The sequence below is a fragment of the Devosia sp. 1566 genome, from assembly GCF_004005995.1.
Lineage (GTDB): Bacteria > Pseudomonadota > Alphaproteobacteria > Rhizobiales > Devosiaceae > Devosia.
The window spans coordinates 1598128-1619901 of the sequence record NZ_CP034767.1; the positions used below are offsets into that span (position 1 = coordinate 1598128).

Annotated in this window: 21 protein-coding genes and 1 pseudogene; 6 read left to right on the forward strand and 16 right to left on the reverse strand. The window is 64.0% G+C overall.

Annotated features, from left to right (window positions below):
* Position 1 precedes the first annotated feature (1 nt).
* Positions 2 to 1090 carry an efflux RND transporter periplasmic adaptor subunit gene (locus tag ELX51_RS07840; protein WP_127752989.1) on the reverse strand — a complete coding sequence of 363 codons (1089 nt, stop codon included), beginning with the start codon at positions 1088 to 1090 and terminating at the stop codon, positions 2 to 4.
* Between the two features lie 251 nt (positions 1091 to 1341).
* Positions 1342 to 2304 carry an asparaginase gene (locus ELX51_RS07845; protein ID WP_248305284.1) on the reverse strand — a complete coding sequence of 321 codons (963 nt, stop codon included), beginning with the start codon at positions 2302 to 2304 and terminating at the stop codon, positions 1342 to 1344.
* A gap of 231 nt (positions 2305 to 2535) precedes the next feature.
* On the opposite strand from ELX51_RS07845, the gene ELX51_RS07850 reads away from it, so the two are divergent.
* From ELX51_RS07850 to ELX51_RS07865, 4 genes are all read left to right on the forward strand, one after another.
* The gene (locus ELX51_RS07850) at positions 2536 to 3435 is read left to right on the forward strand and encodes a polysaccharide deacetylase (protein WP_127752991.1); all 900 of its coding nucleotides are present in this window, start codon (positions 2536 to 2538) and stop codon (positions 3433 to 3435) included.
* Positions 3436 to 3459: 24 nt separating this feature from the next.
* Positions 3460 to 3768, forward strand: coding sequence for a hypothetical protein (locus tag ELX51_RS07855; protein WP_127752992.1), 309 nt, complete (start codon positions 3460 to 3462; stop codon positions 3766 to 3768).
* On the forward strand, positions 3765 to 4805 hold the full coding sequence (locus ELX51_RS07860; protein ID WP_127752993.1) for a GTP-binding protein: 1041 nt from the start codon (positions 3765 to 3767) through the stop codon (positions 4803 to 4805). The genes ELX51_RS07855 and ELX51_RS07860 overlap by 4 nt, the downstream gene beginning before the upstream one ends.
* 131 nt (positions 4806 to 4936) lie before the next feature.
* Positions 4937 to 5317 carry an SHOCT domain-containing protein gene (locus ELX51_RS07865; protein ID WP_127752994.1) on the forward strand — a complete coding sequence of 127 codons (381 nt, stop codon included), beginning with the start codon at positions 4937 to 4939 and terminating at the stop codon, positions 5315 to 5317.
* Positions 5318 to 5326: 9 nt separating this feature from the next.
* Here ELX51_RS07865 and ELX51_RS07870 read toward each other — a convergent pair whose 3' ends face one another.
* From ELX51_RS07870 to ELX51_RS07900, 7 genes and pseudogenes are all read right to left on the reverse strand, one after another.
* On the reverse strand, positions 5327 to 7099 hold the full coding sequence (locus ELX51_RS07870) for an ABC transporter ATP-binding protein (RefSeq protein ID WP_127752995.1): 1773 nt from the start codon (positions 7097 to 7099) through the stop codon (positions 5327 to 5329).
* A gap of 64 nt (positions 7100 to 7163) precedes the next feature.
* Entirely contained in the window at positions 7164 to 8108 is a 945-nt protein-coding gene (locus tag ELX51_RS07875) for an acetamidase/formamidase family protein (RefSeq protein ID WP_127752996.1), read from the reverse strand.
* A pseudogene (locus ELX51_RS07880) lies at positions 8098 to 9713 on the reverse strand (ABC transporter substrate-binding protein). Before ELX51_RS07880 ends, ELX51_RS07875 begins: the two are co-directional and overlap by 11 nt.
* Before the next feature lie 54 nt (positions 9714 to 9767).
* Positions 9768 to 10688: an ABC transporter permease gene (locus tag ELX51_RS07885; RefSeq protein WP_127752997.1), complete on the reverse strand. Its 921-nt coding sequence runs from the start codon at positions 10686 to 10688 to the stop codon at positions 9768 to 9770.
* On the reverse strand, positions 10685 to 11599 hold the full coding sequence (locus ELX51_RS07890; RefSeq protein WP_127752998.1) for an ABC transporter permease: 915 nt from the start codon (positions 11597 to 11599) through the stop codon (positions 10685 to 10687). Before ELX51_RS07890 ends, ELX51_RS07885 begins: the two co-directional genes overlap by 4 nt.
* Entirely contained in the window at positions 11577 to 12185 is a 609-nt protein-coding gene (locus ELX51_RS07895) for an ANTAR domain-containing protein (RefSeq protein ID WP_127752999.1), read from the reverse strand. Before ELX51_RS07895 ends, ELX51_RS07890 begins: the two co-directional genes overlap by 23 nt.
* Complete coding sequence (locus tag ELX51_RS07900; protein ID WP_248305285.1) at positions 12182 to 13345, reverse strand: transporter substrate-binding protein; 1164 nt, start codon at positions 13343 to 13345, stop codon at positions 12182 to 12184. The genes ELX51_RS07895 and ELX51_RS07900 overlap by 4 nt, the downstream gene beginning before the upstream one ends.
* Positions 13346 to 14234: 889 nt before the next feature.
* Here ELX51_RS07900 and clcA point away from each other — a divergent pair.
* The gene (gene clcA / locus ELX51_RS07905) at positions 14235 to 15575 is read left to right on the forward strand and encodes a H(+)/Cl(-) exchange transporter ClcA (RefSeq protein ID WP_127753000.1); all 1341 of its coding nucleotides are present in this window, start codon (positions 14235 to 14237) and stop codon (positions 15573 to 15575) included.
* Between the two features lie 100 nt (positions 15576 to 15675).
* Here the strand turns inward: clcA and ELX51_RS07910 are convergent, their stop codons facing one another.
* The 7 genes from ELX51_RS07910 to ELX51_RS07940 all read right to left on the reverse strand — a co-directional run bounded on the left by ELX51_RS07910 (position 15676) and on the right by ELX51_RS07940 (position 21224).
* The gene (locus ELX51_RS07910; protein ID WP_127753001.1) at positions 15676 to 16368 is read right to left on the reverse strand and encodes a VIT family protein; all 693 of its coding nucleotides are present in this window, start codon (positions 16366 to 16368) and stop codon (positions 15676 to 15678) included.
* A gap of 32 nt (positions 16369 to 16400) precedes the next feature.
* Positions 16401 to 18413 carry an ATP-dependent zinc metalloprotease FtsH gene (gene ftsH, locus ELX51_RS07915; RefSeq protein ID WP_127753002.1) on the reverse strand — a complete coding sequence of 671 codons (2013 nt, stop codon included), beginning with the start codon at positions 18411 to 18413 and terminating at the stop codon, positions 16401 to 16403.
* Between the two features lie 269 nt (positions 18414 to 18682).
* Positions 18683 to 18979, reverse strand: coding sequence for a DUF2934 domain-containing protein (locus ELX51_RS07920; RefSeq protein ID WP_127753003.1), 297 nt, complete (start codon positions 18977 to 18979; stop codon positions 18683 to 18685).
* Positions 18980 to 19079: 100 nt separating this feature from the next.
* On the reverse strand, positions 19080 to 19316 hold the full coding sequence (locus ELX51_RS07925; protein WP_127753004.1) for a hypothetical protein: 237 nt from the start codon (positions 19314 to 19316) through the stop codon (positions 19080 to 19082).
* Positions 19317 to 19544: 228 nt separating this feature from the next.
* Positions 19545 to 20018, reverse strand: a complete 474-nt coding sequence (locus tag ELX51_RS07930) for a BA14K family protein (RefSeq protein ID WP_127753005.1) — start codon at positions 20016 to 20018, stop codon at positions 19545 to 19547.
* A gap of 151 nt (positions 20019 to 20169) precedes the next feature.
* Entirely contained in the window at positions 20170 to 20676 is a 507-nt protein-coding gene (locus ELX51_RS07935) for an SH3 domain-containing protein (protein WP_127753006.1), read from the reverse strand.
* A 77-nt stretch (positions 20677 to 20753) separates the two neighbouring features.
* Entirely contained in the window at positions 20754 to 21224 is a 471-nt protein-coding gene (locus tag ELX51_RS07940; RefSeq protein ID WP_127753007.1) for a GNAT family N-acetyltransferase, read from the reverse strand.
* 154 nt (positions 21225 to 21378) lie between these two features.
* Here ELX51_RS07940 and ELX51_RS07945 point away from each other — a divergent pair, with 154 nt between their 5' ends.
* The gene (locus tag ELX51_RS07945) at positions 21379 to 21762 is read left to right on the forward strand and encodes a rhodanese-like domain-containing protein (RefSeq protein WP_127755216.1); all 384 of its coding nucleotides are present in this window, start codon (positions 21379 to 21381) and stop codon (positions 21760 to 21762) included.
* Positions 21763 to 21774: the final 12 nt, after the last annotated feature.

Sequence of the window (21774 nt, forward strand, 5' to 3'; positions counted from 1 at the left end):
ACTACTCCGCGACTACGCTTTGACCGGGTTGCACCGCAGTGGGGTCGAGGATCACCTGATCCCCTTCATCGAGACCGGCGGTGACGATGACCCGTTGGGCAGGCCAATCGGAAAACTCGATCGGGCGCACCATTGCGACGCCATCTTCCAACACCAGCACATGGCTGTCGGTGCCTTCGGTCACAATGGCGCCGCGGGGAACGGTCAGGGCGGCATCGGTTTCCGACACGATGATATTGGCGTTGATGGTCAGGCCCACCGGCAACTCCACCGGTTGGTCGAATGCGAGCTTGATTGGACGGCCGCCGGTCGCCGGGTCAACGGTTGGGGAGGCAAAAACGACACTGCCATGCTGGGGCACGGTATCGCCGACGGGTTTGAGCAGTGCCTTGAGCCCGCTTCTGATCCGAGAGGAGTAGAGCTCGTCGATATCGGTTTCGACCTGCAAGTCGGCGATATCGGCGATGATGAACAGCTCGGTTTGCGGATCAACCAATTGGCCCCGATCCACATTGCGATCCAGCACCGTGCCCGTTAGCGGCGCCACGATCGTGTATTGCTTGAGCTGACTTTGCGCCTGTTCCAGCGCGGCCTGCAGGCGGGCGACCTCATTGGTCGCGGCCGAAAGCGCCAGTTCGGCGTCCTCTCGGGCCGAGCGGGTGGCATTTTCGCCCAAGGCAATCGCCCGATCTGCATTGGCTTTGGCTTGGGCCTGGCTGACCATCCCCGCATCAAGCGCCGCCTGCGCCTGGCCCACGAGGGTTTGGGGCTGGCTGGTCTCGAGTTGCACCAAGACATCGCCGGCCGCCACCAGATCGCCTTCACTGGCCAGAACCTCAACCGCCAAGGCAGACACTGCCGAGCGCACGGTGACCGTTTCGCGCGCCACGACACGCCCATTGACGGCGAGCACCTGGGAGAACGGCCCCATGGCGAGGTTTTCTACCGCGACTGGGGCGGGCTTTGGTTCCCAGGGACGCGCGAGAGCCGCATAGAGGCCAACTGCGAGCACCGCGACGACGAGGAGCACCTGCCACCAGGACCAGCGGCGCTTGCGATCAGGCTTGTCTGCTGGGGTCGGGGCAGCCATTTATGGTCTCAACTGATATTGGAAGTCCAATGCGTTACCACATCGTTCTGCGGCGGCGAATTAGGCAGGCGCAACCTGGACGGAAAGCCCCGACCTGAGATGGCACGAGGCTTGCAGAGCTACGGTGCCCGCCATCAGTTAGTTGCATTGGCGGGCGAGTTTGCCGGCGCTCGTACCGGTGATGCGATGCGTCAAGCGGAGCGGATCACGAGCGCCCGGGATCACACCGGTCCGGCACCCGTGCGTCCCAGCTAGCCGCCGAGGAACTCCATCTCGGTGCGCAGATCGACGTCTGCTCCGGCGCCGAGCAGGACCGAGGCGAGGATGCGGGCTTTGACGCCGTTGAGGTCGCCTGCAAAGATCACGCCGGCATCAAACAAATCCTTGCCCCCGCCATTGCCGTAAACCGGCTTCACCCGTCCGCGGGGACACCGCGAGGTAAGGATCACCGGTGTTCCTCCTGCAACGATCTGCGCGGCGGCCTGGGCGATGGCGGGGGTCGCATTGCCGACACCAAAGCCTTCGAGGATGATGGCCTTGCAGCCATTATCGGCGACATAGCGGATATATCGATCCGTCGCGCCCATGGTGAGCTTGATCAGCTCAATATCAGGCTCGACCGAAGTGGGCGCATAGGAGCGGCGCAGCGTTGGCCGCCGCTGGACCATGACGTGCTGACCATCGACTTCGCCCAGCTTGCCATGTTCGCCCGACATGAAAGTGTCAACGCGTGAGGTGTGGGTCTTGGTGACGTCTCGCGCGGCGTGGAATTCCCCCTCAAAGCAGATGGTGGCGCCCAGACCACTGGCGGCGGGCGCGGCGGCAAGCCGGACGGCGTCGGCGATGTTGCGTGGACCATCGGTATCGGGCTGGTCGGCCGCGCGCTGCGCGCCGGTGAACACCACCGGCTTGTCCGAGGCGAGCAGCAGGTCGGCCATGTAAGCGCTTTCTTCCATCGTGTCGGTGCCGTGGGTCACGACAACGCCATCGCAGGCCGGGTCGGCCAAGCGCTCATTGATGCGCTGGGCGAGCGCAAAGGCGAGCGGAAGATCAAAGGCGTAGCTGCCGACATTGCAGAACTCGTCAACCTCCAGATCGATGCCGTCCAGCGGATCGCGCAGGGTAGTGCGCAGATCGGCGGCACCAATGCTTGCCGTTACACCACCGGTGGTCTCGTTGCGGCGCGAGGCGATCGTGCCTCCGGTGGTGATCAAGCAAACCGCACTCATCGGGCAAACACTTCTCCGCACCAAATAGCCGAGCCAACATATACACCGCTGTCACTGGCCGGGCATTAACGTTTGCCGCCTGCCAAAGCCTAAACTTTGTGGCGCTTTGCCCGAATTTCATAGCGATCTTGCTGTTTCGCCGGGAAGACTGGCCTGTATACTCCATCCCAACTGGACCGTTGAAGCACTTGGAACTGCATCTGGGAAGGATAGGACATGGCTAAGGAAATCTTCGTTTCCTATGGGATCGACGTGGATGCCGTTGCAGGTTGGCTCGGCTCGTATGGCGGCGAAGACAGCCCTTGCGATATTTCGCGCGGCGCCTTTGCCGGCCATGTCGGGGCACCCCGCCTGCTGCGCATGTTCGAGAAATGGGGCATCAAGACCACCTGGTTCATTCCCGGCCACTCCATCGAGTCCTTCCGGGCGGAGATGAAGGCCGTGGCCGATGCGGGCCACGAAGTGGGCATGCATGGCTATAGCCATGAGAACCCGATCGCCATGACCCCCGAGCAGGAGGAGGCGATCTTCGACAAATGCGTGGCTCTCATCACCGAACTGACGGGCAAGCCGCCCCGCGGCTATGTGGCGCCTTGGTGGGAGTTCGGCTCCAAGACCAACGAGCTGCTCAAGCAGAAGGGCATCCTTTACGACCACTCCCTGATGCACAACGACCACCACCCCTATTATGTGACGGTTGGGGACCAGTGGACCAAGATCGACTATTCCCAGCATCCCTCGACCTGGATGAAGCCCTATACGCAAGGCGAAGAGACCGACCTCATCGAGATTCCGGCATCCTGGTACCTCGACGATCTGCCGCCGATGATGTTCATCAAGGCTTCGCCCAACAGCCATGGCTTTGTGAACCCGCGCGATATCGAGGAGATGTGGCGCGACCAGTTCGACTGGGTCTACGAGAACTATGATTATGCGGTGTTTCCGCTGACCATCCATCCCGATGTGTCGGGCAAGCCGCATGTGCTCAAGATGCATGAGCGGTTGTTCAACTACATGAAGGGCTTTGAGGGCGTGAAGTTCGTGCCCATGGAGGAGATTGCGGCCGATTTCGCCCAGCGCTACCCCAAGAGCGGCACGGCGCGGCCGCAATCCTGATCGGCGGGAAAAAGGAGAGGCGGCATGTGCGGGTTATGCGGCGTTCTCAATCATGCCGACCACTGGACCAGCGGGCCCGGTGAAGCCTCGGGTGCAACCCGGCCCGCAGCGGATCGGCACCTGCGGGCCGTGGCGGCCAACGACGTGCTGGCACTGTTCGGCCTCAAGCTCGAGAGCTGGGCGGGGCGCTATACGCTGCGCAGCCGAACCGGCAAGATGGCGGTGGTCGACAATCTCGGCGCCGTCTGGGTAGAGGCGGAGAAGTTGATCGGGCGGCCCTGCGATCCGCTCGACCCGGCGGTGCTGGCGCAACTAGAGGCGAGGGGCCGATGAGCGGCGTTCGGGAGCCGGTGGTCGCCAATCTCATCACTGGCTTTCTGGGGGCAGGGAAGACGTCACTGCTCAACCGGCTGCTGGCGCAACCGGCGCTGGCCGACACCGCCGTCATCATCAACGAGTTCGGCGCAGTGGGGATCGATCATCTGCTGGTGCAGTCGGTTGATGATGACGTGGTGCTGCTCAAAAGCGGCTGCATCTGTTGCACCATTCGGGTCGATCTCAAGAACACGATCTTGTCCTTGTTCGAGCGGGTGCGGCGGGGGGAGATCCCGCCGTTCAGCCGGCTCGTGATCGAGACCACGGGACTGGCCGATCCTGCGCCGATCATCGCGACGCTCAGCGCCGACTTGATGCTGAAATATCATCTGCGGCTGGGCAATGTCATAACCGTGGTGGATGTGCCCAATGGGGCGGGGAACCTTGCGGGCTTTGCGGAGTCCCGGCGCCAGGTGGCGGTCGCGGACCATATCATCATCAGCAAGGGTGACCTGGCGGACGCGGCGGCATTGACGGACCTGCGGCAGCAGTTGGGCCGGATCAACGGGGCCGCCAATGTCGTGGTGCTCGACGAAATGGGGGAGCCGTCTCAAGCTTTGCTGCTGGATACGCTCAACGATCCCGCCAGCCGGGTAGCAGCTGTAGCGCCCTGGCTCGGCGATGATGGAGGGCAGGATCATGGACACGAGGCGAGCCAGCACGGCACCATCGGCACCTTTGTGCTGGAGGCCGAACAGCCCATTGCCTGGCCGCGGTTTGCCTTATGGCTCTCCATGTTGATCCATAGCCATGGACGCAAGATCCTGCGGCTCAAGGGGCTGGTCGACATCGAGGGGGCAGAAACGCCGGTTGTCGTCCATGGCGTGCAGCACCTCATCCACAAGCCGCTGCATCTGCCCGCCTGGCCCGATGGTGTCAGGCGAACCCGGATCGTCGTGATCGGGGAGGGCCTGGATCGCAACGTCATGCAGCGTTCCCTCGCGGCGTTCTGCCAGCCGGGGCAAGAGGCGCAGCCGAAACAGGCAGCGCAATAGCACCAAAGAAATCAACGCTTCTTTGCTTGTTCCCACTAACCGGCCAATAGGCACGATCAGCTTTGGAGCAAGACGCCAGAGCCCGGCAATGGAATGGTGAGAGCACCAAACCAGTGTTCGCGAGGTAGCAAATGTCTTCCGACTTTTGGGAGTTCCTGTGGCTGATCCTCTGGAGCTGTTTCCTGATCTCGTACCTGATGGTGCTGTTCCAGATCATTGCCGATATTTTCCGCGACCGTGACCTCAGCGGCTTTGCCAGGGCCGTCTGGATCATCGCGCTGCTGATTTTTCCAGTACTGACGGCGCTGGTTTACCTGGTGGTGCGCGGCAGCGGCATGACGATCCGCCGCAATCAGGACCTGCAGCGCATGAGCGATGAAACGGAGAACTATATCCGCTCGGTAGCCGGGCGTTCTCCCGCCACCGAAATCGCCGATGCGCATGCCCTGCGCGAAGCGGGCGTCATTTCGGAAGACGAGTTCAGCCGCATCAAGTCCAAGGCGCTGGCCTAGTCCGGCAGATCATGCCGCTTCCTCGGCAACGAGATGGCCGTGCCCCACATCGCGCCAGTTGACAGGCGGCGGCTCGTAGCTAAGGGGGCGGACAGGGCTGGGCAGATCGCCAAAGGGCAGAAACAGCCGCCGCTCGCGGGCGGGGTTGGGGATCGGCACCGCCGACAGCAGGCGCCTGGTATAGGCGTGCTGGGGGATCTCGAAGATTTGCGCCCGCGTGCCGATCTCGACGAAGCGGCCCAGATACATCACGGCGACGCGGTGGCTGATCTGCTCGACGACGGCCATGTCGTGCGAGATGAAAAGATAGGCGATGCCGAACCGGCTTTGCAGATCCTGCAGCAGATCGAGCACCTGCGCCTGCACCGAAACATCAAGCGCCGAAACGCTTTCGTCGGCAATGATCACCTTGGGCTGCAGCGACAGGGCCCGGGCAATGCAGATGCGCTGGCGCTGGCCACCCGAAAATTCATGCGGATAGCGGCGCAGGGCGTCGCGCGGCAGGCCGACCTGGTCAAAAAGCTCGGCGGCGCGGTCCTGGAGTTCGCTGCCTTGCGCCAGCCGATGGATATGGAGCGGCTCGATTACGAGGTCGCCGACCCGCATGCGCGGATCAAGCGAGGCATAGGGGTCCTGAAAGATCATCTGGATGTCGCGGCGCACCGGCTTCATCGCGCGAGCAGACAGCCCTTTGAGATTGGAGCCATTGACGACGACATCGCCGCGGAAGGCCACGAGATTGGCCAAGGCCTTGCCGGTGGTGGACTTGCCGCAACCGCTTTCGCCGACAAGGGACAGGGTTTCCCCCGCATCGAGCGCAAAGGAGATGCCCTCAACGGCGTGGACGCGCTGCCCGGCGCGACCAAAGAGGCCAGAACGAATGTCAAAGCGGACGGTTAGGTCCTTTACCTCAACGACTCTGCCAGCCCGTTGAATCATCTTCTCAGCTGGCCCCGGAGCCGAGGCGCGCTTGGGGGCGGTGGTGCCGGTCATCTCGCCAAGGCGCGGCACGGCGGCAAGCAGGGCGCGGGTATAGTCCGCCTGGGGCGACAAGAACATCTGGCGCACCGTGCCGCTTTCCACCATGACGCCCTTGCGCATCACCAGCACGTCGTCGGCCATCTCGGCGACCACGCCCATATCGTGGGTGATGAGGATGATGGCCGTGCCGGTGTCGGCCTGCAGCTTGCGCAAGAGGGCAAGGATCTGCGCCTGGACAGTGACGTCGAGGGCGGTGGTGGGCTCGTCGGCGATGATGAGGTCGGGGCTTTGGGCCAGCGCCATGGCGATCATCACGCGCTGGCGCATGCCGCCGGAGAGCTCGAACGGATGCTGCTTGAGCCGGCGGGCGGGTTCGGGAATCTGCACCTGGTCGAGCAGTTCGCGCGCCCGGCGGGCGGTGTCGGCGGCGCTCAGGCGCTGATGGGCATTGATGGCCTCGCCCAGCTGCTGCCCGACCGTCTGGATCGGGTTGAGCGAGGTCATGGGCTCCTGAAAGATCATGCCGAGTCGGCGGCCACGCACCTGCCGGATCTGTTCAGGTGTTAGTTTAAGCAGATCCTGGCCGTCGAGGAGAGCGGTGCCGCTGCTAACTCGCAGGCCCGGGCCGAGCAGGCGCATCAGCGATAATGCCGTCAGCGACTTGCCCGAACCGCTCTCACCGGCAATGCAGAGGGTCTTGCCGCGCTCGAGGGTGAACGAGAGCCCATCCACGAGCCGCGTCGGGTGGGGCCCCGCGGTTTCAATCACCAGATTGGACAGGGCAAGCAGCGGCGCGGCCATGGCTAGGCTCTCCCCGGGAAGGGGAGAGCGGACGTGCGGGTTGCCACGATGGCTGGGCAGGGTGTCACTCAAAGACGATCCGGGGGAAGTAGAAGGAAACGACCCAGTTGGGCATGTCGACGATCTCGGAAATGCGCAGATCCCCACAGACCGAGCAGAGCATATAGGCGTCTTCCGCGCTGATCCCGTGCAGCTTGCCGAGCAGGTCGACCATGTTGCCAACCGCGGCACGAGCCCCGGCCATCAGATCGGGTCCGATGCCGGTGGTGACCTCATAGCCCTTGATGTCGAGATGGTTGGTGACCGGGCCCGGCGTCGTGAAGCGCGGGAAGGCTAGGTTTGCGCCCTTGATCAGCTCGAATTTAAGCGAGATGTTCATCTGGCTCTCGATCGCGGTGCCGCAGACCTCGCCATCGCCCTGGGCGGCATGGGTGTCGCCCACCGAGAACAGCGCGCCTTCCACCTCGACGGGCAGGTAGAGAACGGCGCCGGTGCTGAGGTCGCGGATATCGAGATTGCCACCCACCCGGCGGGGCGGGACGACCGAGTGAGTGCCCGCCTCGGCCGGCGCCACCCCGATCGTGCCCGGGAACGCCTTAAGGGGAACCTTGCCCTTGTCGGAATACAAGGTGGGGCTCATGGAGGCGGCATCATATTTCCAGAGCAGGAGCGCCGGATCGGTGAACTGATCGGCAAGGAGCCCAAAGCCGGGGATATTGGCCGTCCAGCCAAAGCCCGAGGGCTGGAACCCATCAATGGTGATCTTGAGCGCGTCCCCCGGCTGGGCGCCATCGACCAGGATGGGGCCGGTGACGGGATTGACCTTCGAGAAGTCAAGCGTGGAGACATCGGCCACGGCGCTGTCGGGGGTAAAATGACCCGAGCCGCTGTCATGGCACTCGAACAGAACAGTTGAACCGGGCGCCACCGTTTGCACGGGCGGGATCGAACGATCCCACCCGAAATGATGATGCGCGCGGTGAATGGTGTAGTCGCAGTTACTGCACATCTTTGGCAAACACGTGATCGTAGTGGACGGGGATATGGACGGGGTCGACGAAAATGGCGTCGGGGCCGCCCAGGCGTTCGGAGCGGAGGGTGAAACGCTGCTCGTTGAAGATGGGCACCCAGGGGGCGTCCTCCATCACGCCGAGAAAGACGTCACGCCACATCTGCTCGCGCTCGGCCTGCTTGGCCGGATCGGTCACGGAGTCAGCGGCGACGGCCTGGGCGTCGAGGTCCTCATTGCAGTATTTGGACCAGTTCCAGCCGCCTTCAACGGCGCCAGCGCAGCCCAGGATCGGGCCATAGAAGTTGGAGGGATCGGGGAAGTCGGCGATCCAGGCCATGCCGCCAGACCAGATCATCGGGGCCGAGCCGTTGCCGCCGGCTTCGATCACATTGGCTTGGGCGAGGGAGCTGATCTCGGCCGTGATGCCGATGGCGGCCAGATCCTGCTGGATGGCCTGGGCAATGCGCGGATTGGGATCGGTGTTGTAGACAAAGAGCTCTGTGGCAAATCCATCGGGATGACCGGCTTCGGCCAGCAGCGCCTTGGCCGCTTCCAGATCATAGGCATAGCCCTCATAGTCCGGCGCATAGCCAGGCATGGTCGGGGGCAGGGGCTGGTTGGCGGGAACGGCCCGGCCATTGATCACACGAACAATGCGATCCTTGTTGATCGCCATGTTGACGGCCTGGCGCACCTTGAGGTCGTCAAAGGGCGGCTGGGTGACGTTTAGGGTGATATAGCCGGTGTGAAGCTGGCCGCCTTCAACGATGAGGCCTTCATAATCGGGGTTCTGGCTGACCTGGACGAACTGGGCGGGCGGAATGCCGTCGCCGGGCATGTCGATCTCGCCGTTCTGGAGCGGAGCAGCGCGACGCTGGGCTCGACGCCGACCTCGAAGGTGATCTGGTCGAGCTTGGGCAGACCCGGCTCCCAGTAATCGGTGTTGCGCTCGAAAACGAGGCGCTGGCCCAGCGTCCATTCCGCCAGCTTGAAGGCGCCGGTGCCGACGGGGTGGGTGGCGAAATCGGCGCCCCATTCCTCGACGGCTTCCTTGGGGACGATGGAGGCGAAGTTGAGCGCCATGACATGCAGGAACGTGGCATCGGGGCGGGTGAGCTTGACCGAGACCGTGAGCGGATCAACCACCGTTACGCCCGCAAGCTCGGTCGCTTCGCCGGCCGCCATGGCATCAAAGCCCTCGATGGAGGCGAAGAAGCCGGCGCCTGGGCTTTGCGTTGCCGGGTTCGTAACGCGCTCGAACGAGTATTTCACGTCATCGGCCGTCATTTCGCGGCCGTTGTGGAATTTGACGCCGGGGCGCAGCTTGAAGGTATAGGTCAGCTGGTCGGGGGAAAGCTCATAGCTTTCCGCGAGGCCCTGGCTCAGGGTCGAGGTGCCCGGCTCGTAGTCCATGAGGCCGTCAAAGAGCGACTTGATCATGGACCAGTTCTGCCAATCGTAGCCGATGGCGGGATCGAGCGTCGCCACGTCGTTTTGATAGGTGACGATCATGGCGCCACCCTGCTTGGCGTCCTGCGCCATTGTGGGTGAGGCGGCGAGAAGGACGGCGAAGGCAACCCCCGCCAGCAGTGATTTGCGCATCTTGTGGTTTCTCCCTTGAACGGCGTTTGTTTGAACGGACATTTGGATCCTCGCTCAGCGCAGCTTGATGCGGGGATCGATGAAGGGGGCGGCGAGGTCGGCGAGCAGATTGCCGATGACGATGGCGCAGGCGGAAACCAGCGTCACCCCCATGATGATGGGGATGTCGACGCGCTGGATCGCCTGCCAGGCGAGCTGGCCGATGCCGGGCCAGCTAAAGACGCTTTCCACCACGACGATGCCGGACATGAAGATACCGATATCGATGCCGATCATGGCGAGGATCGGCAGGATGGCGTTCGGGACGGCGTGGCGCAGCAGCACCTGGTGGCGCTTGATGCCCTTGGCCTCGGCGGTACGGATGAAATCCTGGCGCAGCACCTCGATCATGGAGGAGCGCATCATCCGGGCGTACCAGCCGGCGCCGAGCAGCCCAAGGGTCAGGGACGGCAGCACCAGATGCTGGAAGGTGCCGTAGCCGCCGATGGGGAACCATCCCAGCTGCACGGCGAATACATAAAGCAGCAGGATGCCGGCGACGAACTGCGGTGCTGACACGCCGACGAAGGACGCCACCATGAGGGCATTGTCGAAGGCGGAACCGCGCCGCACTGCCGCCAGCACGCCCAGCGTGAGGCCGATCACCAGTTCACAGACGATGCCGCCGGCCATCAGCAGGAGGCTCGCCGGCAAGCGCGAGGCGATGAGGTCGGCCACTTCGGTGCGCTGCAGATAAGAGCGGCCGAGGTCGCCCTGCAGCAGGCCGGTGAGATAGCGCCAGTATTGCTCGTAAACGGGCCGATCGAGGCCCAATTGCTGGCGAATGCTTTCCACCGTTTCGGCGGTGGCGCTGCGGCCGGCGATCTGGCGCACGGGATCGGCGGGGAGGAGATAAAGCAGGGCATAGGTGATGAGGCTGATGCCAAAGAGGATCAGCACGGCCTGCAGCAACCGCCGAAGCACATAAAGGGTCATGGCTGGCGCCCCCGTGAGGTGGGATCGAGAATGTCACGCAGCGCATCGCCGACAAGGTTGAAGCCCAGGGCCAGGAGGATGATGGCAAAGCCCGGAATGAAAACGAGCCAGGGCGCGGAGGCGAAATAGCTCTGGTTCTCGAAGATGATGTTGCCCCAGGAGGGGGTGGGCGGCCGCACCCCGACGCCAAGAAAGCTCAGCGTAGCTTCCAGCAGCACGGTGGTGGAGATGCCCAGGGTGGCCCAGACAATGATGGTGGAGACGAGATGGGGCAGGATATGGCGGAAGAGGATGAGGGCCGAGCCGGCACCCAGCGAGCGTTCGGCGGTGATGAAGTCGCGTTCGGCCAGCGAGCTGGTTTCGGCGTAAAGGACGCGCGCCACCTGCACCCAGTTGACCATGGCGATGACGATGGCGACGATCCAGAGGCTCGGGCGGAAGATCGCCGCGAGCACGATGGCGAGGAGCAGGGCGGGAAAGCTCATCATCAGATCGGTAAAGCGCATGAGGGCGGTGCCGATGATGCCGCGGAAATAACCGGCGGTGATTCCGACCAGCGCGCCGATGGTCACGGCAATGCCGTTGGCGACGACCCCGATGGTGAGCGACGTCTGGGCGCCATAGATCAGCCGGCTGAGGAGATCGCGGCCGAGGAGATCCGTGCCGAACCAGAACTGCGCATTGGGCGGCAACGGGGCGCCTTCGATGGTGAGGCCCTCGAAAAACTGCTCGCCCGGATCATACGGCGCGACGAATGGGGCAAGGACCGCGGCTGCGACGACGAGGGTGATGATGAGGAGGCCGATCACCGCGAGCGGGCGATGGAGCAATTGGGACAGCACCGAAGCGGGCTTGACCGGCGCGGCGGGAACGCCGCCGGGCGCCAGTTCAGGCGCGAGAACGTCGGTCATTGTGCTCCCCTTCTTGGTGCACCAAGCGGGCAGCCATGATCTCGATGGTGACGCGCTCGCTCATCGCCATCTGGCGCAAGATGTCATAGGCGGCACTGGCCGTGCCCGCGCCTGCGGCCATCAGCTGGGCAGTGGCCTCGGCTACCACCTGACGGCCGGCGAGCTGGTCGCGTAGCCCTGCCAGTTCGGCCTGGAGAGCGGTGCGCTGCCGAAAGGCCGATGTCGCGATCACGAGTGTCGCATAGATGCCGCCGCTGCCCACGGGCTTGAGCAGATGCGCATCGGCGCCTTGCCGGAGAGCCCAGGCGAGACGTCCCGGCGCTTCCGAGCCAATGAGGGCAATGGTGGGCATGGGCGCGGTGCCGGCCGGCCAGGGGAACTGGCCGTCATGGCCCATGTCGGCGTCGAAAAACAGCAGGTCGATGGGGGCGCTGGCAGCGTCGGGCGCCAGTTCGGGCCAGCACAGGGTTGAGCGGATGCCCAGCTGTTCGAGCTGGCGCACAATGGCGTCGACCACGGCATGCGGGCGGTGCAGGATCGGGGCGCGCTGGCCGACGAAATTGGGGGTGAGATCGGCCATTCTCATTTCACCACCCGCAAATTGCTGCCGGCGCGCACCCGGTCCGCTGAGGCAACGACGAGGCTGGTATGGGCGAGATAGGGGTCGGGTGCGATCGGCTCGTCGCGCTGCTCGATGATGGCGAGCGCGCCGCTGGCGGTAACCCGGGCGATGTGAGGGGTGAGAACGGCATGGTTGTTGGCAGCCAAGATTTGCAGCGGCCCCAGGGGGGTGGAGGGCGTGGCCTGGTTGAGCGAGGCGAGCACGGATTTGCCGTCCTCCGTTTCCGCTGCAACGAGGCCGGCGACGAGCAGCTGGACGGCGCTATTGGCCTGGGCGAAGAAGGCCGAGACCGGCTGGCTGGTGGCGTCGAGCTGACCGAGGAAATGCTGGTTGGCTGATGTCCGCAGAGCCTGGAAGTAGGGGGCGATCGTGTAGAGCCCCGCGGCCTTGTGGCCGAGCAGCGCCGCTTCCCCTTCGGCCAGATTGCAGCTCACCACCGGGCGCTTCTCCATGGAGAAATCGGGATCGACCTCACCCAGGGCATGATACGCCTCGAGGAACGAATAGGAAGATGGACCGATCAGCGTATTGAGCACGAAGTCGGGGCGCTTGAGACGGATGTCCCGCAGGATATGGCCGAGATCAGCGTCGCCGAGAGGCGCATAGCGTTCACCCGCAACTGAGCCACCGGACTGCTCGATGATGTCGCGGGCGATGCGGTTGGTTTCCCAGCCCCAGATATAATTGGAGCCCACAAGATAGCCGTTGTTGCCGAAGCGGGGCAGGATGTGCTGCAGCAGCGGCAGGATGTGCTGGTTGGGGCAGGCGCCGAGATAGACCACCTGCTCGTTGCACTCAAAGCCCTCGTATGGGCAGGGGTACCAGAGGGTTGCGTCGTGCTTTTCGAGCACGGGAATAACTTCCTTGCGGCTCCATGAGGTCGTGCAGCCAATGATATGGCGGCCGCCGGTTGCAATGATCTCCGCCGCCATGCCGGCATAGCGCTCGGTGATGCCATGCGGATCGCGATGCTCGGCCAGAATGCGGAAGGGCAGGGTGCCGCTGGCATTAAGCGCCTGGATGGCGAGCTGCGCCCCGGCAAGGCCTTCGCGCCCGAGCGCCGCATAGGTGCCGGTGGTGGAGAACAGTAGGCCAACTGTCACAGTTTGTTCGAGAACGGACAAACCAGGCTCCAAAACAAAAAAGCCCCACCCGGCGGCCAGATGGTCGTCCGAATGGGGCGCAAATGCCCGCAAGGCTTATGTTCTTGGCAGTGCAGCACCGGCTTGGAGCCAAGTCAATCGGAATCGGCCTTCGGGTTGAGCAAGAAGTTGCGGTGCTGAAGCATTGGGCGGAGTGCTCACATTGTGGCGGCAGCGAGCTGACGCGCCTGCACTAAAAGCCGCACCGGCCTTGGGCCGTGCGGGTATGGGGCAGGCGGGCATCGCAGCGAGGGCTGCGACATGGGGCGAAGTTCGCCTCGGTGCCGGTCGTCCGGCGGGAAATAGAAGGTGAAGCAAGCTTCGCCCCATGCTTTATCGGAGACTCTTCGGTGAGGACCGTCCGTGGCTAGACCCGTGCCAAACGCCAGAAGCCCTGGGGCTTCATGGACCGGGGGATGAAATCGGTCCCGGATCATCCTCGTCCCGAAGGAGCTTGGGCGACCCCAAACTCATCCGATATTCCCGCACCGACCGTTCGTCGCGACCGCGCAGCTTGCCCGGGAACAAGGGGATTGTGCCTGAGGTTTTTGGGGGCGGGGATAAGTTTTGGGGGTGGTCATGGCCGCCCTCGTGGTTCGAGGCTGCGCTGCGCTCCGAACCTCACCATGAGGGCTCCCGCGCATTTCGGCGCATTCCGCACCTCCGGAGCCCTTGTGGTGGAGTGCACAGCGGAGCCTCGAATTCCGGAGGGCCGCGCGCGGATGCTGGCTGCGCGAATGGAAGTGGAAACCATGGCAAAACAAACTTGTCGCGGCAGGGGGGCGTTTCCGGCCCTCGCGCGTAACCCTTGAGAGCTGGCCAGCCTTTAAAGCTGCGGGTCGCCGCAGTGTTGGCCCGGAGGGGTGGACGCATGGACTATCCTGTTCCAGCACGATCCAGACCCGACGAGCGCCGGGCGCAGCGGCGGTATCTCGCCTTGACGGTGATGGTGGGTATTATTGCGGGGGCGATCGGGTCGATGTTCCACCTCGCGATCAATGCCCTGCTGCAATGGCCCGCGCAGCTGCGTCAAATTGTGGAGGGGCCGCTGCTGGTTCTCGCGGCAGCGCTGATCACCATGACAGTGACAGTGGCAGCTGTGGCGCTGGTGCGCCATTGGTCGCCCGAGGCCAGCGGCAGCGGTGTCCAGGAAGTGGAAGGGGCGATGGACGGCCTGCGCGAGATCCACTGGACGCGAGTGCTGCCGATCAAGTTTTTCGCCGGGGCGGCGGCGATCGGCTCGGGGCTGGTGCTGGGACGCGAAGGGCCGACCATCCATATCGGCGCGTCGGTGGCGGCAATGCTCTCGGCTCGCTTCCGGCTGACGGCCACGGAGCGTAGCGGCTTGCTGGCGGCGGGCGCGGCCGCGGGGTTGGCTTGTGCCTTCAATTCGCCGATTGCCGCGGTTTTGTTCGTGATCGAGGAAACGCGGCGGCAATTTCCCTATCGCTACAGCACCTATATGGGCGTGATCATTGCCGCGCTGCTCGCCACGGTGATGACCCAATGGATGGGAGGCGCTGCCCCGGACCTTGCGCTCGCTGCGCCGGAAGTGCCGTTGCCCATGCTGCCCTTGTTCGTGCTGCTCGGCTGTGTGCTTGGTGGTGTGGGCGTCGCGCTCAACGCTTGCATCCTCAAGGCCCTGGCTTTTGCCGGAGCAGCGCAGGAACGGGCGCCCTATCTGTACCCGGCGGTGGTCGGGCTTGTGGTGGGGGCGCTGCTGGCCCTGTTTCCACAAACGGTGACGGGCGGCGAAGCGCTGATCCCGGCACTGGTGCGTGAGCAGCCCGGCGTGGTGGTGCTGCTGGCCCTGGCGGCCGCGCGGTTCTGTACCACGATCGGTAGCTATTCAACGGGCGTGCCGGGCGGGATCTTCGCGCCGATCCTGTCGCTCGCTGGATGCGTGGGGCTGGCCTTCGCCGCCCTGGCCAGTGCTGCAATGCCCGATGCCGGCGTGGTGCCGGCGGCCTTTGCCATTGCCGCAATGGGCGGACTTTTCACCGCCTCGGTCCGCGCGCCGATGGTGGGGGTGGTGCTGACGCTCGAACTCACCGGTGCCTACGATGCGACGGTGCCGCTGCTGGCCACCTGCCTTGCAGCCAATCTGGCCGCGCAGTGGTTGGGCGGCCGACCGATCTACGAGCAGTTGCTGGAGCGCACGCTCGCTCTGGCCGGCATCAAGGCACCGGCAAAGCCGGCCAATGATGGATGACGGCGACGCGGGGGTGATGACCCGGCGCAAGGGCTTGCCGAAAAGCGCTTTTGCCGGGCTGATTACCGGCTCTGCATTGTGGCCCCGGGGCCGCCGGCAGCTAAAGGGCGACGCCGAAGAGCCAGCCGGCAGCCGAGGTGATCACCATGGCGAGCGCCCCCCAGCCGACCACCCGGACCATGGGCATGAAGATCGGGGTTTTGCCGGCCCAGGCACCAAGCCCTCCCAGAAGAGCGAGCCCTGCCAGCGTTACCGCATAAAGCGGCAGCAGGGTTTGACCGGCAGCGGCGAAATAGGCTGTGGCAACGGGGATGATGGCGCCGGCGGCAAAACTGGCGGCAGAAGCAGCGGCGGCCTGCACCGGGCGAGCCAGGGTGCCCTGATCGATGCCGAGTTCCTCGCGGGCATGCACGGCCAGCGCGTCGTGTTGCATCATCTGCGTGGCGACGGTGCGGGCCAGGGCTTCATCAAGCCCGCGCGACGCATAGATGGCGGTGAGCTCATTGAGTTCCCCCTCGGGGTCGGCTTGGAGTTCCTGGGTTTCGCGGGCAAGGTCCGAGCGCTCGGCGTCGCGTTGCGAACTGACTGAAACATATTCGCCGGCCGCCATCGACAAAGCGCCCGAGATCGCCCCGGCCAGTCCGGCGAGGAGGATAGCGGTCCTGTCGCCCGAGCCGGCGGCCACACCGGCAACGAGGCTAGCCGTTGAAAGCAGTCCGTCATTGGCGCCCAGAACTGCGGCGCGCAGCCAGCCGATCCGATTGGTAACATGGTCTTCCCGATGCGCGGCCATGCCAGTTCCTTTGCGCGGGGCTGCAGCCCGATCTAGTCGGCGCCAGCGGGTGTCAGCGCTTCCCGGGGCGGCTGGTCTGGATGGTTGGTTTCCCCGGAAAGGCCGGTGACGGCCAAAATCTCGTGCTCGTCAAGCGTTTCCCGGTCCAGCAGGGCACGGGCAAGGGCATCGAGCTTGCCGCGATGTTCGCGCAACAGGGTTTTGGCTTGCTCATGGCACTCATTGATGATCCGCAGCACTTCGGAGTCCACCAGCCGCGCGGTTTCCTCGCTATAGGGCTTGTCATTGCCCAGCATGCCCTGGCCGGTCCAGGCGTTCTGGCGCGGGGCCAGTTGCACCATGCCGAGCTTGTCGCTCATGCCCCAGCGGGTGACCATCTGGCGGGCCAATTGGGTGGCCTGCTCGATGTCGTTTTCCGCGCCCGTGGTGCGGGTGCCATAAACGATTTCTTCGGCGGCCCGCCCGCCCAGCATCCCCACGATCTTGGCCAGGAGATAGCTCTCTGGGTAGTTGTAGCGGTCCGTGAGCGGTCGCTGATAAGTCACGCCCAGCGCCTGCCCGCGGGGCACGATGGTGACGCGCTGCACCGGGTCGGCGCCGGGGACTACGAGGCCCAGAATGGCGTGGCCGCCTTCGTGATAAGCGACGCGCTCCTTGTCGGCTTCGCTCAGGATAATGGGGCGCTCGGGACCCAGGATGATCTTTTCAAGCGCATCGATGAAGTCCTTTTGATGCACTTCTTCTTCTTCGCGGCGAGCGGCGAGGAGCGCGGCTTCGTTGACGAGGTTGCGAATATCGGCGCCCGACAGACCGGGCGTGGTTTTGGCGAGATGGGCAAGATCCACATCAGCCGCCAAGGGGATCTTGCGGGTGTGCACTTTGAAGATCGCTTCGCGGCCATTGCTGTCGGGAAGATTGACCACGACACGGCGGTCGAAGCGGCCGGGGCGGAGCAGGGCGCGGTCCAGCACGTCGGGCTGGTTGGTCGCGGCGAGCACGATGATGCCCTCGCGGCTGGAAAAACCGTCCATTTCGGTCAGGATCTGGTTGAGGGTCTGCTCCTGTTCGCTGGCGCCGCCGAGCACCGCCTGGCCGCGGGCGCGACCGATCGAGTCGATCTCGTCGATGAAGATGATGGCGGGTGCATGTTTGCGGGCATCCTGAAACAGGTCCCGCACGCGGGCGGCGCCAACGCCCACGATCATTTCCACGAACTCCGAACCACTCATGGAAAAGAACGGCACATCGGCTTCTCCGGCCACGGCGCGAGCGAGCAGTGTCTTGCCGGTGCCGGGCGCACCAACGAGCAGAACCCCCTTGGGCGCGGTGCCGCCGAGGCGGGTGTATTTGGCGGGATTGCGCAGGAAATCAACGATTTCCACCAGTTCGTTCTTGGCTTCCTCGATGCCCGCAACATCGTTGAAGGTAACCTTGCTGTCGGTTTCCTTGTCGAAGCGTTTGGCCCGGCTTTTGCCGATGCCCGATATACCGGCCATGCCGCCCAACATGCCACCGCCTTGCTTGGCAGCGCGGCGGAACAGCCAGACATAAAGCCCGATGATGATCAGGGCCGGCCCGAAGGCATAAAGCAGGGTGACAAACAGATTGGGTTCGGTCTGGAGCGGGGTGGCGCGGATATCCACGCCATGCTCGATCAACTCGGTATCGAGCCCTGGGTCGACGAACATGGGCAGGATGGTGGTAAAATCCTGAATGGTGCGCGGCGTGCCGGCAGGTTGCCCTTCGGTGGCCGGCGGAGCCCATTCGATAGGCGCCTTGAACCTGCCCTCGACCCGGTCGCCCTGGGTGTGGATGGCTTCGACATTGTCGCGCGCCAGTTCCGCACGGAAGGTCGTGTAGGAGATCGGCTCGGGGGCTCCGGGCGCCGGAAACAACAAACTGACGACGAGATAGTTGATTGCCAGCAGCGCCAGGAACCACAGCCAAGTACGCCGGGATGGCATTGTCGGCTGCGGCTTGGTGCCCGTCGGCGTGCGCTCGGGCGGCTTGCGCTCCGGCGGTGTGCTGGCCTGGTTTCCTGACATTCATCCCACCTTGGAGCTAAGCTGGACAACGAAGTCTAAGTCGATGCGCTACGGGTCGTCACTGGATGATTGAAGGAATGGCAGGGCGCGGTGCGCCTCGGCTCAATGCAGGCAAACGGAGGGCGAAAACCATTGGTTCCGCTCCTACCTGGGCAAGGCGGGACTTATCCTTAAGGATTGTGCCTCGCTCGCTCAACGGCGAAACGGAGCGGGCAAGGGGCGCGGGCTAGGCGCCCTGGCGCGGCCGCCGCGAGAAGGGCACCCTGCCGCTATTCGGAATTTTCACCCCGCGCAGTGCCGGTGGCGTTGCCAGCGGTTTGGCCGCCACCGGTGCCAATGCTACCCACGTTGGGAGCCCCGCCGACCGGCGCAATGCCGCCGGGCTGCAGATTGGTGCTGAGGCCGGACGGCGCCTGGGTCGGGCGATCCGAGCTGTTCTCGTCTTCCGCCGTCAATTCCGCGACGGCATCCATGTAATTCTGGAACTCACGTCCTTCGGGTCGGCCTTCCCGTTCCCAGATCTGGTGCGCGCGGCGCTTGATGTCTTCGTCGTCGAGTGTCGGCATTTGGATCTCCTCCTCTCGCCCGAAATGCGCGACAAAAGGGGAGGGTTCGGCCATTGCTGCCCAGGTTAGCACCCGATGTTTGCCGGACGCGGATCAGGGATCACGCCTTGCTGTAGAGCGTCGTGACCCGCTCCGGGCTTGGTTGGCTGAGTTGCGTCACCCGGGCGCGCAGGCGGGTGATATCGCCGATGGTGTGCAGTTCTTCGTGCAGCACTTTCATCGCAGCCGCTTCCGGGGTGGAGGCGAATACCGTGCTCACCTCCGACTGCTGGGCGCGGCCCTCAGGATCGGTGTTGTAGGATTCGACCCGGTATTCGTGCTGCTCGCTGGTGCTCATGCTCACTCCAAAGCTGCAGTCTAGCACGGAGGGGAAAATTGTTGACCCCGGTGCTGCGCCGTCTAGGGCTGATCGCCCGCAGGCACCGACATGCACACCGGAAGGATCAATCGGCGGCGGACCGGCTGATTTGGTTCCGGATCGCCAGTATTCAGGTGACGCGGTAAGCTCCGCCCAAACAAAAAGGCGGCTCCGAAGAGCCGCCTTGCTGGAGGATTTTAAACGCGCTTAGCGCATATAGGGGGATACGCACTGCTGGCGCGGCCCGTTAAAGGGCTGGAAGGTGTTGTCCGAAGCGCGGTACGAGCGGTACTGGCTTTCGCACCAGCGCAGATGCTCGCGGGTGATGCGGACCGGGCCCGAATTGCTGTTGTTGTTGTTCTGGTTGGAAATCGCACCACCGATGATGGCACCAGCGATGAAGGCCGCCGGTGGGAACCAGTAGCCATTGTGCTGACGCCAGCCCGAGCGGCGTTCCCGCGAGCCACGGTGACCATTATAGTAGCCATAGTTGCCACGGCGCTCGAAGCCACCACGGCGGTGGTCACGGTCACGACCGCGATCCCAGCCACGGTTCTGGACAGTGAGGAACTGCGCTTCGGAACTGATTTGCAGCGGCTGTGCTGCTGCCGGGACGCTTGCTGCGCCAAAGCTGGTGATTGCCATAAGAGCGGCGCAGGCGCCCGCCATAATCTTTTTCATGTTTTTTGCTCCTTGTTCGCCCACCGCGATGATTAGGGAATGCCGCGGGGGATAAATCGTTCGAGTATGAACGAAAATTAAGTTCAACAGATCGAGAGCATCTACATCAAACGGGCGATAAGCCGTCGGTGAGGAGATGCTCCAGTGTTCCTTACTGGCCTGACAAATAGCGGCGGCTAGCCCAGCCTTCCCAACCAGCGGCCCGCACCTTCTGCCAGCTGCCAACAGCATAGGGCAGGAAGGCGATGTCGCATTGACGTGGGCTAAGGCCTGCCAGGATGCGCGAGCTTGTCGAGGGATAAGCGCGCAGGTTCAGGACGTCATTCCGCGCAACGCCAGTGACGCAATAGATTGCCGGCGATACCATGGAGATATAGCGGCGGTTGACCCAGCCGGAATAATGCCCGTCCTCGATGGGGCACCATGAACCCTGGCATGCCGCCATGACCATGACCCCGCAACTGCCATAGGGCAGGGTGGTCACGACCCGGCTGCTGGTACCCGGGCGGGAGCGGACATTGAGCCCCTCAGTGGCGGGGATGTTGACGACGCAATGTTCCTCCCCTTGTACCACCTGAGCCTGAGCGGCGACGCCCGAGCCCAGCAAGGCGGACAGCGCGGTCGCGCCGGCAATAAGCAAAAGCTTGATCTTGGACATGGCTACCTCCTCTTTGCGCCGACACTAGAAGGGGTGAGGTGAACCGCGCCTGAACGGAGCGGGAAACCGTTGTGGCGCTAGCCGATGGATTTGGTCATCACCGGCACCACGGGGCCAAGCGGGGTTTTTTCTTCGCCGACCACGGTGAAACCTTGTGCCTGGTAGAACGGCACTGCTGTGGTGCCGGCGACAACCCGGATGCCGGTGGCTTGCCGCATCAGCAGCTCGCGCTCAACCGCCTCGAGGATCTGCCGGCCAATGCCGCGGCGCCAATAAGGTGGATCAACGAACATGCCGGCCAGCTCGGCAAACTCGCTGCCCCCGATGCTGAAGGCGGCAAAGCCAACCAGCGCCCCATTGGCTTCGGCTACGACGATCTGGCCGTGACGGAGCAAATCTTCGTCGATCCGGAAATGCCCCGGCGCTTCGGTCAGGCGGCGCAGCACCTCGCCCGTTTCAACGGCAAGCGAAGCATTGAGCATCACCTGGTTCAGCAACGGCCGGTCTTCAAGCCGTGCCTGGCGGATCGTTACGGCTGGTGGGGACATGCTGCGAGCAATAGGCCCTTCGCTCCTGGCGGGTCAATGCGGCAGGTTCCCCGAGGAGGTGGCAGTGGTCGCCGGGCGGGTAGGCTCCCCGTTCGGGTGACTGGCCTCGGATGGCGCAGAGGCGTAGGTTGTGCCTGATCAAGAGGAGGACGCGATGACGACCAATGTGAAAGAGCTTTTGTCGGCGGCTAATGCGGAAGTGCCACGGATATCGCCCGAGGACGCGCGCCGGATGGTTGCCGAAGAGCATGCGGTGATCGTGGATGTGCGCGACATGCCCGAGCTGCAGGCCAGCGGCAAAATCCCGGGGTCGGTCCACATCCCGCGTGGCATGCTGGAGTTTCGCGCCGACGAGGCGACGCAATATCATGACTCCAACCTGGCCAAGGACCGCCCGGTGATCCTGCACTGTGCCTCCGGCGGCCGCTCGGCCCTTGCCGGCAAGACCCTCAAGGATATGGGCTATCAGCAGGTGTTTAACCTTGGTGGCTTCAAGGACTGGGTCGAGGATGGGGGCGAGGTCGAAAAGCTTTCCTAACCGGGATCCCCC

Bases quoted from the DNA above. Each gene is read 5' to 3' on its own strand.
- ELX51_RS07885 (WP_127752997.1), bottom strand. From the start codon at position 10,688: ATGACCCTTTATGTGCTTCGGCGGTTGCTGCAGGCCGTGCTGATCCTC.
- clcA (WP_127753000.1), top strand. From the start codon at position 14,235: ATGGACTATCCTGTTCCAGCACGATCCAGACCCGACGAGCGCCGGGCG.
- ELX51_RS07925 (WP_127753004.1), bottom strand. From the start codon at position 19,316: ATGAGCACCAGCGAGCAGCACGAATACCGGGTCGAATCCTACAACACC.
- ELX51_RS07940 (WP_127753007.1), bottom strand. From the start codon at position 21,224: ATGTCCCCACCAGCCGTAACGATCCGCCAGGCACGGCTTGAAGACCGG.
- ELX51_RS07875 (WP_127752996.1), bottom strand. From the start codon at position 8,108: ATGTGCAGTAACTGCGACTACACCATTCACCGCGCGCATCATCATTTC.
- ELX51_RS07865 (WP_127752994.1), top strand. From the start codon at position 4,937: ATGTCTTCCGACTTTTGGGAGTTCCTGTGGCTGATCCTCTGGAGCTGT.
- ELX51_RS07890 (WP_127752998.1), bottom strand. From the start codon at position 11,599: ATGACCGACGTTCTCGCGCCTGAACTGGCGCCCGGCGGCGTTCCCGCC.
- ELX51_RS07850 (WP_127752991.1), top strand. From the start codon at position 2,536: ATGGCTAAGGAAATCTTCGTTTCCTATGGGATCGACGTGGATGCCGTT.
- ELX51_RS07870 (WP_127752995.1), bottom strand. From the start codon at position 7,099: ATGGCCGCGCCGCTGCTTGCCCTGTCCAATCTGGTGATTGAAACCGCG.
- ELX51_RS07840 (WP_127752989.1), bottom strand. From the start codon at position 1,090: ATGGCTGCCCCGACCCCAGCAGACAAGCCTGATCGCAAGCGCCGCTGG.
- ELX51_RS07895 (WP_127752999.1), bottom strand. From the start codon at position 12,185: ATGAGAATGGCCGATCTCACCCCCAATTTCGTCGGCCAGCGCGCCCCG.
- ELX51_RS07920 (WP_127753003.1), bottom strand. From the start codon at position 18,979: ATGCCGACACTCGACGACGAAGACATCAAGCGCCGCGCGCACCAGATC.
- ELX51_RS07945 (WP_127755216.1), top strand. From the start codon at position 21,379: ATGACGACCAATGTGAAAGAGCTTTTGTCGGCGGCTAATGCGGAAGTG.
- ELX51_RS07860 (WP_127752993.1), top strand. From the start codon at position 3,765: ATGAGCGGCGTTCGGGAGCCGGTGGTCGCCAATCTCATCACTGGCTTT.
- ELX51_RS07935 (WP_127753006.1), bottom strand. From the start codon at position 20,676: ATGTCCAAGATCAAGCTTTTGCTTATTGCCGGCGCGACCGCGCTGTCC.
- ftsH (WP_127753002.1), bottom strand. From the start codon at position 18,413: ATGTCAGGAAACCAGGCCAGCACACCGCCGGAGCGCAAGCCGCCCGAG.
- ELX51_RS07855 (WP_127752992.1), top strand. From the start codon at position 3,460: ATGTGCGGGTTATGCGGCGTTCTCAATCATGCCGACCACTGGACCAGC.
- ELX51_RS07930 (WP_127753005.1), bottom strand. From the start codon at position 20,018: ATGAAAAAGATTATGGCGGGCGCCTGCGCCGCTCTTATGGCAATCACC.
- ELX51_RS07910 (WP_127753001.1), bottom strand. From the start codon at position 16,368: ATGGCCGCGCATCGGGAAGACCATGTTACCAATCGGATCGGCTGGCTG.